This is a genomic window from Candidatus Viadribacter manganicus (genome assembly GCF_001679665.1).
In the GTDB taxonomy this organism is placed as follows: Bacteria; Pseudomonadota; Alphaproteobacteria; order Caulobacterales; family Aquidulcibacteraceae; genus Vitreimonas; species Vitreimonas manganica.
In genome coordinates, this window is sequence record NZ_CP013244.1 from 1294876 (window position 1) to 1308348 (window position 13473).

Annotated in this window: 9 protein-coding genes; 5 read left to right on the top strand and 4 right to left on the bottom strand. The window is 60.2% G+C overall.

Going from position 1 to position 13473, the window contains the following annotated elements; all coding sequences use genetic code 11:
• The first annotated feature begins 2 nt into the window (after window positions 1-2).
• Window positions 3-2366 (top strand): ABC transporter permease, encoded by a 2364-nt coding sequence (locus ATE48_RS06805; protein ID WP_066769320.1) that lies wholly within the window; start codon window positions 3-5, stop codon window positions 2364-2366.
• Between the two features lie 4 nt (window positions 2367-2370).
• Complete coding sequence (locus tag ATE48_RS06810) at window positions 2371-3570, top strand: efflux RND transporter periplasmic adaptor subunit (RefSeq protein ID WP_083197198.1); 1200 nt, start codon at window positions 2371-2373, stop codon at window positions 3568-3570.
• A 101-nt stretch (window positions 3571-3671) separates the two neighbouring features.
• On the opposite strand, the gene ATE48_RS06815 is transcribed toward ATE48_RS06810, so the two are convergent.
• From ATE48_RS06815 to ATE48_RS06825, 3 genes are all read right to left on the bottom strand, one after another.
• Complete coding sequence (locus ATE48_RS06815) at window positions 3672-4589, bottom strand: CPBP family intramembrane glutamic endopeptidase (protein WP_066769322.1); 918 nt, start codon at window positions 4587-4589, stop codon at window positions 3672-3674.
• A 32-nt stretch (window positions 4590-4621) separates the two neighbouring features.
• Window positions 4622-5434: a helix-turn-helix transcriptional regulator gene (locus ATE48_RS06820; protein ID WP_066769324.1), complete on the bottom strand. Its 813-nt coding sequence runs from the start codon at window positions 5432-5434 to the stop codon at window positions 4622-4624.
• A 200-nt stretch (window positions 5435-5634) separates the two neighbouring features.
• A complete protein-coding gene (locus ATE48_RS06825; RefSeq protein ID WP_066769326.1) occupies window positions 5635-7476 on the bottom strand; it encodes an ABC transporter transmembrane domain-containing protein in 1842 nt (613 codons plus the stop codon).
• A 612-nt stretch (window positions 7477-8088) separates the two neighbouring features.
• On the opposite strand from ATE48_RS06825, the gene ATE48_RS06830 reads away from it, so the two are divergent.
• Genes ATE48_RS06830 through ATE48_RS06840 form a run of 3 tightly spaced genes read left to right on the top strand, consistent with a single transcriptional unit; the run spans window position 8089 to window position 9678 of the window.
• Window positions 8089-8679, top strand: coding sequence for an SRPBCC family protein (locus ATE48_RS06830; RefSeq protein WP_228126823.1), 591 nt, complete (start codon window positions 8089-8091; stop codon window positions 8677-8679).
• A complete protein-coding gene (locus ATE48_RS06835) occupies window positions 8676-9269 on the top strand; it encodes a TetR/AcrR family transcriptional regulator (protein ID WP_066769332.1) in 594 nt (197 codons plus the stop codon). The genes ATE48_RS06830 and ATE48_RS06835 overlap by 4 nt, the downstream gene beginning before the upstream one ends.
• A gap of 16 nt (window positions 9270-9285) precedes the next feature.
• Window positions 9286-9678 (top strand): DUF1761 domain-containing protein, encoded by a 393-nt coding sequence (locus tag ATE48_RS06840; protein ID WP_066769335.1) that lies wholly within the window; start codon window positions 9286-9288, stop codon window positions 9676-9678.
• 138 nt (window positions 9679-9816) lie between these two features.
• Here ATE48_RS06840 and ATE48_RS06845 read toward each other — a convergent pair whose 3' ends face one another.
• A complete protein-coding gene (locus ATE48_RS06845) occupies window positions 9817-13461 on the bottom strand; it encodes an ABC transporter permease/M1 family aminopeptidase (RefSeq protein WP_066769338.1) in 3645 nt (1214 codons plus the stop codon).
• Between the last annotated feature and the right edge of the window lie 12 nt (window positions 13462-13473).

Consider the following 13473-nt stretch of genomic DNA (forward strand, 5'->3'; position numbering starts at 1 on the left):
CGATGCGAGCGCTGGATAAGAAGCTCTTTCGCGATGTCTGGCGCATGCGCGTTCATGCGCTGGGTGTGGCGCTGGTGCTGGGGTGCGGGCTCTCGGTCATGGTCATGGCTCTGGGCATGCGCGGCTCGATGGAGCGCACGCGCGCGGCCTATTACGCTGAACGGCACATGGCTGACTTGGCCGTATCGGCGGTCCGCGCGCCAGAACGCATGGCCGAGATATTGGCCGAGGCGCCGGGCGTTGAGACGATCGAGACACGCGTGAGCGGCGTTGCGTTGCTTGATTTGCCCGACGTCTCAGAACCACCATCGGCGCGTCTCGTTTCGTTGCCGATTGAGGCCAGACCTCGCATCAATGATCTGACGCTCGCCCGCGGCCGCTGGCCAGATCCTGCACGCGCCAATGAGATTTTGCTGAGCCAAGCTTTTGGCGACGCCAATCATCTTGGTCTCGGCGACACATTGAACGCCACCATCCATGGCCGGCGCCAGAGGTTGCGGATCGTCGGCATCGCCAATTCGCCGGAATTCGTCTTCGTCGCAGCCCCCGGCGAACTTTTCCGGCAAGCCAAGCGCTTTGGCGTGATCTGGATGAACCGCGAAGCGCTGGCGCGCGCCTACGACCTCGACGGCGCCTTCAATGATGCTGTTTTCCTGCTTGGCCGTAACGCCAATCAATCTCAAACCATCGCCGCCATTGATCGCATTCTTGAACCCTATGGCGGCGTCGGCGCTTATGGCCGCGACCGCATGGTGTCAGACCGCTTTCTCAGCGAAGAACTCCGCCAGCTCTCCACCATGGCGATCTTTTTGCCGGCGCTGTTTTTGATCACGGCGGCGTTTTTGGTGAACATCGCGCTTGGCCGCGTGATCGCAACAGAGCGCTCCAATATCGGCTTACTCAAGGCGTTCGGCTATTCGAATGCAGCTGTTGCTTGGCATTACGCCAAGAGCGCGCTCATCTTTGCAGCGATCGGCGCCTTCATTGGTTCAGGCGCAGGCATTGCGCTTGGCCGAGCCGTGGCTGACCTCTACCGCGACTATTACCATTTCCCGACGCTTGAATTTTCCGCCTCACCTGCAACCTTCATCGGCGCATGGGCGGCAGGTTTCGCGGCAGCTTTAACCGGGTGCATCTTTTCGGTGCTGAAGGCGGCGCGATTGTCTCCGGCCGAGGCGCTAACGCCGCCACGGCCGACCACCTTTTTCTCCGCTGGGCCGGCGCTTTTGCAATTTGAAGCCAGTCTCGACGCCAAATCGCGGATCATCATGCGCCGGATCGTGCGCTTTCCCCGCCGCGCCGGCACAAGCGCGCTTGGCATCGCTTTTGCCATTGCGCTGCTTGTGGTCGCGCGCACCATGCCGGCGGAGATGGATTATCTCCTCGATGTCAATTTCGGCGTCGCCAATCGCCAAGACGTGACGCTCAGCTTTACCGAGGCGCGTGACAATAGCGTCCTCCATCAAATCGAGCGGCTTTCTGGCGTCGTCTATGCAGAGCCGTTCCGGCTCGACGATGTTATCTTGCGTCACAACGGCCGGACTGTGCACGAGGCAATATTCGGCGTGCCCGAACATGCGCGTCTTGCCCAAATCGTGGGCGCGGGCCAGCGGGTCATGGCGCCGCCGGCGACCGGTATCGCTTTGGCCCGCGCGCTTGCACAAAAGCTGGGCGCAAGGCCAGGCGATGAGATCCGCTTAGAGCAGACGCGCGGCCGGCGCATTGGGGCAAACGTGCGCGTGACCGCGATCGTTGAACCGATGATTGGTTCATCGGCTTATATGGAGATCGAGGCGCTCTCACGGCTCATGCGCGAGGGCGGCCGCATAAGCGGGGCGCATCTGCGTATGGATAGCGCCCGCTATCAGGCGTTTAACCGCGAGATCAAAACGATACCGGCCATAGCAGGCGTCAGTTATGTCGGCCAGGCGGAGGCTTCGATGCGCCGCGAATTCGAGCAAGGGGTCGGCGTCATGAACCTCGTCTATGCCGCTTTCGCTGCGATCATGGCGGGCGGCGTCGCCTTTTCTGCAGCGCGCATAACTCTTGCAGAACAGGAGCGCGATTTAGCGACGCTGCGCGTGCTTGGTTTTACCCGTCTTGAAGTCTCTTACATTCTGGTCGGCGAATTAATGGCGCTTGCGCTCATCGCCATCCCGGCCGGCCTTGCGCTCGGCGCGCTTTTGTCGATCTGGCTGATGCAGCTTTTTCAGACCGACATGTACGCCTTCCCGTTCGTATTCAATCCGGCAGGTTACGCGTTCGCCATCGCTTTTACGCTCGCATGCGTCGCCACCGCCGCGATGGTTGTGCGCGCCAGCATCGACAAACTCGATATGATCGCCGTCCTCAAAGCCAGAGACTGATTTCATGCGCCTGCCCTCTCGCACAGATCTCTTTGCATTGGCGAAGGCGCCTCTGAAACTGACTGTCGCACAGCGCCTGTGGCTGGGCGCGGGTCTGGTTGTGGCGCTGATGCTTGTCTGGCTGGCATGGCCGCGGCCAATGAATGTGGAGATCGCCATCATTGACCGGGGCATCGTGCGCAGCGAGGTGGTCGATGAAGCGCGCACGCGGATCCACGATGTCTTTGTGATCGCAGCCCCGGTCAGCGGCGAATTGCAGCGCATCGAGCTTGAGCCTGGCGATGCGGTCGAGCCCGGGCAAGTTGTGGCTTCGATTCTGCCGGCCGATCCTGCACTGCTCGACGCCCGCGTCGCAGCGCAAGCCAATGCCGCGGTCGCCGCAGCGCAGGCAGCGCTCGCGGCCAGTGAAGCGGATCTGCAGTTGGCGCAAAGTGATCAAAGGCGCGTTGCGATACTTTTTGCCCGCGAGTTTGCCTCACAAGCAGCTTTTGACGCCGCCAACGCCAACCTTCGCGCAGCGCGTGCGGCGGTCAATGCGCGCCGGGCCGAGGTCGCACAGGCGCGCGCAGCGGCAGGATCTCCGTCAGCGCGCGCGCGCCGTGCAACGCCGGTGACGAGCCCCACAGCCGGGCGCGTGCTGCGCGTGCTGCAACAAAGCCAAACCATTGCTCTTGCCGGTGCGCCTTTAATTGAGATCGGCGACACCAGCCAAATCGAGATCGCGGCTGAGTTCCTCACCCAAGACGCGATCCGCATGCAGGCCGGCGCGTCAGCCCAGATCGAAAACTGGGGCGGCGATACGCCAATTCCGGCACGCGTCTTCCGCATCGAACCCTATGCGCGCACGCGTATTTCGGCGCTGGGCGTTGAAGAGCAGCGCGTCAACGTCATCCTCCACCTTGTCGACCCAGAAACGGCGCCCCCGCTCGGCCATGGCTTTCGCGTCGATGCACGCGTGGTGTTGAACGAACACCAAGATGCGCTCCGCGCGCCGACCGATGCATTGGTGCGCGACGGCGATAATTGGGCTGTGTTTGTGGTGCGCGGCGGCCGGGCGCGGCTGACGCCGATCAGATTGGGAGATGGCGGCGAAGACTATCGCGCCGTCTTATCTGGATTACGCGAAGGCGACCGCGTCATCCTCTTTCCTGGAGACGCCATGGCCGATGGCGACCGGGTTCAGGGCGCGCCGACCCATAGGTAAGCGATCTTATATCACCGCGCTCTCACCAGCTGGGACAAGATCCCACTCGCCTTTGTGGACGCACTCTGCATTGGCGCCCTCCCCGGGGCCGCTGATGGCGTTCAGACAGGGTTCGAGCTCGATTGTGCTGGGCTCGCTCTTGTTCGCAGACGCCAAATCAGCATTGCGATCGCTCCAGCGAAGAACACGAGACAGATGACACTGGCTTCTGGTCCTTCCGCGCCGCCGGTGATGAAGTCTGATGCTTGCGGAATGAGTTTTACAACGAGCGCCGACACGCCCGCGTCGATGCCGGTGACGGGAAGTTCAAAAGCCGTCGCCAAAAACCAATTCCATCCCGCATGCCAGCCCATGACGCCCCAGATGTTGCCTGCCTTGATCGCCCAAACACACGCGAAGGCTGAAAACAGAAATGACGCCGCCATGACGCTCAATTTCTGACCCGGTCCATAATGTAGCGCTGTGAAGACAAGGCAGGTGACCAATATTGCGACGATCACGTTGAAACGCCGCGCCAGCACCGACATCAACCAGCCGCGAAAGATGATCTCTTCGACGCTCGCTTGAAGCATGAAGCAAGCAAGGAGAATAGCGATAGCGATGAGATCGCGCGGCGATGCAAAGGCGCGCCCAAAGCCATCTACCTCATAGCCTCCTATTGCCCAAATGCCGGCGACGACAGCGCCGATGGTTGCAACGCCAATGCAGAGGCCGCGAAGGAAGAAGGCAGCTCCAGCATGTGGCGCAAGGCCGATGGTCACGAGCGAACGACGTTCGACAAAGAGCACCCACGCAAAAACCAGCGCAGCGGTCATCGTAAAAGGAATAAGCAAAAAGACATAAAGACCGAGGCGCCCAATCGGATCGCCCCTATCGGTGAGGAGGCCCCAACGCTCGAACGGATCGTCGGTCAAGATGACTGGCGCGGCTACAAACAGGACCAAGAGAAAGGGCGCCAACGCCCCCCAAGGCAGCCAACCCTTTGCGGGCTCTGGCGAGAACAGCGATGTTGGTTTCATCGCGCCTTGATGAACCTGCGATTTGGCGCGTTCTAGAATGATCGTGCGGGCGTTTGCAGAGCGCGCGCCCAGGCCTTGGGCGTCAATCCGTAAGTTTGCTTGAACGCGCGCCCGAAATGGCTCTGATCGGAAAACCCGCACGCCTGAGCGATGTCAGCGATGGCGCCGCCCTCGCGCATCATCCGCCGCGCCAAATCTAAGCGTCGCAGCGTCAGATACCGGTAAGGGCTCGTGGCGAACATGGCTCGAAAATCGCGCGACAATTGCCAGCGGCAATGACCCGTCGCACGCTCCAAGTCTTCGAGCGAAAATCCGCTCGCCAGATGGTCCTCTATGTAATCGCGCGCATGCGCGGCGGCTTCACGATTGGCGCGCTTAATGGCGAGAGCGGCTCCAGCCGCATCGCGCAACCCAAGCGCCAAGTCATAGAGCGCGTCCTGATATTCCAGCTTTGTCAGCGGGCGTTGGTAGTCGTGGAGCAAGGCTTTAATCGCACGATAGAGGCGCACGTCAGTCGAAACCCCGCCGTCAACAAACGGTAGCGCCTCCCCTTTCAGCACCTCTTGGATCTCCGCCGGCGCGATATAGGCGGCGCGGTAGCGCAAAGCGCCCTCGCCGCCGGCGCGACCATCGTGTTGCTCGTCGGGATGCAAGATCACCATCTGTCCGGGAGCGGAGGCTCTAGCCGCGCCGCGATAGTTGAAACTTTGAATCCCACTCAAGGTAAGCCCGACGGTATAAGTATCGTGGCGATGAGGCGCGTAGCCTCGGTCCGTAAGGCAAGCTTCTATGCGCTCAATCTTGCCGGGCGCTTCAATGAGCCAGGTTTTGCCAGCATCGGCCAATGTGAACTTGCCCCCCTCTCTCTTGGTCTCCGCCGCCAGCTAGGCCTGGCTGGCGAAGACCCTTGAGCTTACGAACCCAAGCTAAGGATGCCCCCGCCAGGTGGGTTGGATGCGGGCCCGCGAGCCTCGATCGGCGGGCCGGCCATCGCTTGCTTTGTTGAGAGCGACCTCGGCGCGACAAACCAATATTATATCCCGTGTTAGCGGGCGAGATCGGGGGAAGAGTCCATGAACTGCATTGCGGCGAGCCTTGCATAAAGCCCACCGCGAGCGATCAGGGCGCCATGGTCGCCCTCCTCAACGACGCGTCCCGCATCCATCACGACAATGCGGTCTGCCTCCAACACGGTCGCGAGGCGATGGGCGATCACCAGCGTGGTTCGGCCCTTTCGCGCTTCGGCAAGCGCTGCTTGAACGTAGCGCTCATTTTGAGCATCGAGCGCACTGGTGGCCTCATCGAGCAACAAAACCGGCGCATCGCGTGCGAGCGCCCGCGCCAATGCAAGGCGTTGGCGCTCGCCTCCGGACAAAGCTTTGCCGCGGTCACCGACAGGTGCGCTCAATCCGCCTCTCGGTTCTAGAAAAGCCCAAGCTTCTGCGCGGCGCGCGGCATCTTCGAGTGCAGCGGCGTTTGCGTTTGGGCGACCAAGCGCAATGTTGTCGCCTGCTGTGCCAGAAAACAGATGCGCATCCTGCGAGACATAGGAAAAACGAGTGCGCCAATCGCGCGGATCAGCAGTGCGTGCTTCAACGCCGTCAAGCAACAAGCGGCCAGCCTCTGCATCGTAAAAGCGCAGCAAAAGCCGAAACACCGTGCTCTTGCCGGCGCCGGACGGACCGACGAGCGCGACGGTTTCGCCCGGCTGCACCCTCAACGAAAAATCACGCAATGCAGAACGTTCACCGGCGCCAGGATACGTAAAGCAGACACGATCGAATTCAATGGATCCGCGACCTGGATCGGGCAGAGCAATTGGTGAGGCCGGCGCTGCAATGTCGGGCGTCTCTGCCAATATCTGAGTAAGGCGTTCAGTTGCGCCTGAGGCCTTCAGCACATCACCCCAAACCTCCGACAACATCGCCCCGTTGCTCGCCGCCAAAATCGCAAACAAAACAAATTGTGCTAGCGCGCCAGGGGTCATCTCCCCTGCCAAAACCGAGCGCGCGCCTAACCACAACACCAATGCGACGCCCAAGAACATCACGCTGATTGCGCCAGCGGTAAGCTGGGCGCGCGCGCCGATGCGGCGTCGGGCAGCCTCGAATGCTTTTTCGACGGCCGTGCGAAAGCGCACACGCATGTCATCCTCGCGGCCGAACGCCTGCACGGTGTCGATGGCGTCAATGCTTTCCGAAGCCGTCGAGGATGCGTCCGCGATACGGTCCTGGGCCGCACCAGCCAGTGTGCGCACGCGCCGGCCGAACAGCAAAATCGGCCCAAGCATGGCCGGGATGATCAATATCAGCAGCCCGGCCAATTGCAGATTGGTGATGGCGAGCATCACCGAAGCGCCGATCAAGGTGATCGTGGCTCGGGTTGCAATCGAAGCTGTCGATCCAACCAGATTTTCGACCATGGCGGCGTCGACGGTTAAGCGGGACAGCACTTCACCAGTGCTGACGCGGGTGAAATAACCAGGCGAGAGCGACAAAAGGTGATCGTAGACGTCAGCGCGGAGGTTCGCGACGATCCGTTCGCCAATCTTACTGACGAAATAAAAGCGCCCGGCTGAAAAGACGGCCATCAATAACGCGACGACACCAAGCCCCAGGAATGCACGATCGACGGCGCCCTGATCACCAGCGACGAAACCATGATCAATGACACCGCGAAACGCTAGCGGCACAGCTAAACTTGCGGCCGCAGCTAAAAGCAAAAAAACGCCTGCGCCAATGAGATCGAGGCGATGGCGCCAAAGATAGGGCGCCAAATCCTGCAAGGGCCGGATACTGCGCGCCCGCGCGCGCTTGCCAACCGCAAGATTGACGCTGGCCGCGTGCTCTGCGCCATAGCTCGGTCGATCCGCGTTTGTGTTGGTCATGACAGGATGTGACATGCGCGCGGCGCGCCGCCAAGACGGCTTTTAAACCTTCGTCGCGATCTGGTGGTTGATTCAGCATGCGCGCAAACACCAGAGCGCCAGCCCTACACGCTTGGGGCCGTCACTCTTTGATTTTGTCTTCCCATCGCTATCGCGTTCAGCGATGGCGACTCTGTGCTTCTCTGCACAATCCTTGCGTGGCTGAGCTGGCCCCCCGAACCTGCTGCTTGCCGAAGCATAGCTAGCATCGCATCACCGACACCGAGGGCATGATTGGGCAACACCCGCGAAGAACAATCCCGACCTTCTGTGCTTTCGCACCGACGAAGCGATGAAGCTGCGATGCCCAAATTCGTGACCATCGGCCAGGGAGACGAAGCTGGATATGAGCAAACCCAGAAGATGTGCGCGCCGCTGCGCATGCCAACGACAAGGCGCCTATAAGACGCGGCGCTTTGATCGGCATGGCCGGCGCTCCAGTGCGGGATTTGCAATCATCGAGGCGGCTAATTTGGAAAAAGCCATTCAAATCGCATCGCGCATCGAAATCTGACCACTTTCGAGCTTGACACTCGCAAAGCCTTGATTGATCGTTCAATCAAGATGAAAAATATGCTCCGTTTGGCGTTGCTTTCTCTGATGCTTGGGTTGGCTAGTCCGGCCTACGGCCAAAGCGCCGAGCGCATCATTGGATGCGCGCGTAGCGAAGCAAATGGCACGCGTACGCTATGCCACGAGGTCGTGGTTGCAGCATCGACCGACGAGGTCTGGCAGCTCTTTGCATCCAGCGCCGGCATGCAAACCTGGCTTGCGCCGCTCGCCACCATGGATCTGCGCGTCGGCGGCCTCTGGGAAACCTCTTATCGCGCCGATGCGCGCGCAGGCGACCCCGGCAATATCCGCAATCGGGTGTTGAGTTTTATTCCGGGGCGCATGTTGAGCATCGCCGTTGATCGCGCCCCAGAGGGTTTTCCCGAACCCGAGCTGGTGCGCGATTTATGGACGGTGATTGAGCTTGAGGCCGTTGATGCATCGCACACGCGCGTGGCCGTCTCCATGATGGGGTTCGCAAGCAATCCTGGCCACGAGCGTCTCTATCAATTCTTCCAAGCCGGCAATGCGCTGACGCTGCAGATGCTGGAACAGCGGATTGTAACCGGGCCAACCGATTGGGCGGCGCTAGCTGCAAGGTCTCGCCCATGAGTGCGCGGGAAAAGATCATCGAAGCGGCGATGGAGCTCTTCTGGCTTAAGGGCTACAATTCGACCTCGATCGCCGATCTTTTGAGCCGAACACAGCTCAATTCCGGCAGCCTCTATCACGTTTTTCCCTCTAAGCAGGACGTGCTTATCGGCGTGCTTGAAACCTACCGCGATGGCATTGAGGCGATGCTGCTTCAGCCGGCATGGTCGAAAGTTGACGATCCGATCGAGAAGATTTTCGCCCTGCTCGCCGCTTATCGTGGAATGATCGTAGAGAGCGAGTGCGCTTATGGCTGCCCGATCGGCTCGCTTGCGCTGGAATTGCATGAACCCGACCCGCCCGTGCGCGCCCTACTGGCGCAGAATTTCGACAAATGGACTGGCGCGATCGAGGCTTGTTTGAGCGACGCCAAAAAGCGCCTGCCCGCCGGAACGGATCGGCGCGCGCTGGCGCAATTTATTCTCACCACGATGGAAGGCGGGGTTATGCAGGCGCGCACCCATCGCGATGTCTCCTATTTCGATCGCGGCGTTGCGCAATTGCGCACGCATTTCGATCTTTTGCAGAAAGCGGCAAAGCTCAAAGCTTAGACGAAAGGGGCAGAACATGGATGTGAATTGGTTGGCGGTGATTGCAGCGGCGATCAGCTCGTTCTTGCTTGGCGGAATTTGGTATGGCCCAGTTTTCGGCAAAGCTTGGATGAACGCGGCGGCGCTCGATGAAGCCGCGCTCAAAGCCCGGAATTTGGCGCTGGTGTTTGGCGGATCGTTTGTGTTGGCGCTTATCGCGTCCGCATCCTTTGCTGTGTTCTTAGGACCTGAAGTCGATGCAACAACCGGCGCGCTTTATGGCGCGACGGCGGGCGTGTGCTGGGTGGGCGCTTCATTCGGGATCAATTATCTGTTCGAGCGCAAGTCATTGGCGCTGTTTTTGATCAATGGCGGCTATCACGCCATTCAATTTACGCTCATTGGCCTTGTCCTCGGCGCGTGGCGTTAGAAGCGCCGCGCGTTCCACGCCAAACATTGGCCTTGGCGTTCAAACCAGCCGCCGAGAGGGCGTGAACCGCTCCATGCCCCGTTCGCATCTTGGCTCAACAACCATGCGCAAGACACACCTTGGCGGCGCCTCTTCTCGCTAGGCGGGAGGCGCGCCGTCAGAGACGGTGACAGCCAGGACATTGTCATCGGAGTTGCGGTCGATGCGTTTATTGTAGGGATCTATCCCCGCAAACGTCGGCTCTCGGTCCACGGTAAAGCTTATCGTCTGACGCCCGCTCCGGATGGGCCGGCGTTCGAAGGTGATGACATCGTCGCGCGAGAATGCGCCCTCACCCGGTTCGGCGGTGAAGATGCCGAACTCGAACGCCTCGTTGAGCGGCGCTTCGGTTTCTGCGCCTTCGCCATCGGCGTAGAGCTTGCGCGCTTCGACCACCATGGTGACATCCCAGCGCCCATCGGCCCGCGCACGGGTCTCGGCCGACACCACACGCGCATCGTAAAGCGTGATGCGCTCGAAAAGATCGGTGATCAGCGCTTGGTGCGCCGGATTGGGCCCAACCTCTTCACGAAGGATGCGGACGAAATCCGACGAGCGCGGATACGGCGCGCCATGAAAGGCGTATTCTTCCAGCAAACGCTGCATGGCGCGGTTGACGGCGTCTTCGCCGACTTCGTTGCGCAGGAAGTACATAGCGAGGCCGCCCTTGCGGTAGTGGATATAACCTTGGTTCTCCACCCGCATCAGCGGCAATTCCTCGATCACTTCGCCGCCGCGCGAGCGGAGGTAGTTGTCGAGCTCTTGGCGAAGAAAGCGCCGGACCTGGTCGGGGCCGAGGATCTCTTCCATCACCAGCAATGCCGAATACGAGGCAAACGTCTCCGACAGCATGGTCGAGCCCTGCATATCAGCGCCGATGATCTGATGCGCCCACCATTGGTGCGCGACCTCGTGGGCGGTTACGTAAGTGACGTAATCTACCTTTTCGGTTTCGCGCTCAGCTGTCGCGTCATCGTAGCGCGCGATAAAGCCAATAGCCTCTGAATACGGCACCGTGTTCGCGAACGATTGAGCGAACTGGGCGTAAGCTGGAAACTCGAGGATGCGCATCTGGCGAAACTGGAACGGCGAGAACTCGCGCTCGAACACTTCGAACGAGACCTTCATCGCCCGCATCATCCGCTCAACATTGTAAGGGTGATGGCGGTCGTAATAGACGGCCAGGTCGATATTGTTGTAGCGATCACGCGCCACTTCGTAGTCTGCAGACTGGATCGAAAAGAAGTGCATGATCGGCGCTTCGGTGCGGAAGCGCGCGGTGACGCGCCCGTTCTCGGTTCGCTGAGACACTTCATAGCCGGGCGCGATGGGAATTTGCCCCTCATCCGTCGTCACGGTTATATCGGCGTTCACCCAATCGGCGTCGTGGCGCAAATAATGGAACTCGCGCGCCGCATCGTCTTCAAGGCGGGCCATGCGCAGATCTGGCTCAAGACCGTAGCGGCGCCGGCGAGCCCGATCTTGCAACAGGCCGCTGCGGTCAAATCCCAACACCGGCGCTAACATGCGATCGTTCATGAAGGTGCCGTTATTGTTAACTGGGATCGCCCCGCCCCCATTGGTGAAGCCGCGCGCTTCATAGCGCGTCGTGAAGCGAATCTCGCGGCGCTCTTGAGGCTGCATCGGCGTATCGAGGCGCCAAATCTGGAATGGAAAGCTCTGCGCATGCTCGGCGAAGTCGTCGGCAAGTGTTGCGCCGTCGATGGCGACGCTGTCGAGTTCCAGATCTTGCGGCCACATCAGATGCACTTCGGTGAGCGGCGCGCCTGTACGATTTTCTACCGTGTAGGATCCCGTCGTCACCGCACGGTGCTGGCGCGGGAAAACTTGAACGCTCAAGACGACGTCCGTCACCTTAGGCTGAGGCGCGTCTTCGTATTGCAGAAGCGCGCGTTCCATGTCGGCCAGACGCGCCTCGCTCGCGAGATTGGAGCGATATTCGTTGAGCACATTGGTGTTGTAGTAAATCCAGCCACCGACGCTGGCGAAGCTCACGGCCAGCAGCGCAACCAACACGCCAGCGCCCCCCGCCAAACGCTGCGGCAGCCGCACCAGCTGCGGCAAGAGCCGCGTGTCGGCGCCGCGGCGCCAAAGCGCATAGGTGAGCACAATCAACACCAGCGCAAAGATCGACCAATAGAGCTGGAACCAAGCAACGCCGATCCAATAATGACTGTGCTCGTTCATCTCCGAGAGCGGCGCACTCGGCGTGGCGCCGTAGAGATAGAGATTGTGATCGAAACCCAATTGCGAAAGCGTGATAGTGCCGATGAGATAGACCAGCATCACGCCCCAGCCGATGAATTTGTGGGGCGTCAACACTTGCGCAAATATGGCGAGCGCCGCGAACGTGAAGCATGAAAAGAGCGACGGCAGTACGTACCAGAGCATGTACTGGCCGATATTGAAGGCGCCAAAACCCTTCAGCATCTGCACAAGAACGCCCGCGACCACGCTGACGCCAATGCACGCGGCGAGCACCGCAAAAAGCGCCAACACCTTGGGCGCAGCGAATGTCCAATCGGGCGCGGGCGTCGTGTCAACGATTTCATGCATCCGCTTTTCGCGGTCACGCCACACCAGCTCACCAGCATAATAGGTAGCGATGATGATCGGAAAGATCGTGAAGCTGCCCATCAGAGCCTGCGTCATCAGCATCGTCACCGGATAGACGATGATGTCGCCGCGGATCGTGTCAGCATACCAAAGAGCGCCGTAGGCATTGAGCAGGCCCACCATCAAGAGCACGATGAAGGCGGGTCCCCTCAACACATAGCCGAACTCAAAGCGCGCGCGCGCCAGGACTTGCGACAAGGCGGCGCCAACAGAGAAACTGCGACGCGCGGCATGACCTGCGCTCGCAAGCAGCGGATCGGACGGTGTTTGCGCGTCAAGCTTGGCGCGCTTGCGGCTGGCCTTCGAGCCCTTCGAGGAAAATGAGAACAGCAGGTAGGCTGCGCCAAGCGAGACAAGCGCGACGCCCATCCAGATGCCGCGATTGATCAGCCATTGGCTTGAGAGCGGCGGCAATAAAGTATTGCGCTCTGCCGCGGTCCAATAGCGCGTCTCTTGGACAATAGCGCCCAAGCCGTAGGGCTCGAGCAGCGTAACCAGATCTTCGTGCTCAGGCCGGTTGAAGATGCCCTGCATTACAAAATAGAGCACGAGGAAAACAACAAGACCGATATAGCTGCCCATCATCGAGCGCGTGAGGGTCGCGAGCGCGAAAAACATGCACGCGCACAGGAACAATGTCGGCACGCCAGCGACGAAGTACCCGTAAAGATAGTGCATGGGGACAAACGGCCCCATCGTCTCGGGATCGACCCACGGCATGAACGAGCCAACCATCATGCCGATGGGTACGGCGGTCAGCACGATCATGCTGGCCATAAACGCGCCGGTGAAACGCCCGAACAAATAGTCGAACTTGGTCATGCGCGTCGATTGAATGATCGGGCCAAAGCCCGTCTCCACGTCACGCAAGATGACGTTGGCCACGAAGGCGACGACGACGAACTGGGCGAATATCGCCATCACCGCCGTCGACATGATGATCGAGAACGGGCTGTTCTCGTGAATATTGCCGCCTCCGCCCCCGATCGAGACATTGTCGCTTGAGACCGCAAAGAACGTCATCAGGAAGAAGAACAGAAAGACGATCCAGAGCACGGGGCTCTTCAGCTGGTAGCGAAGCTCGAAGCCGGCGATTTTTCCGAACATAATCTGGCTCCG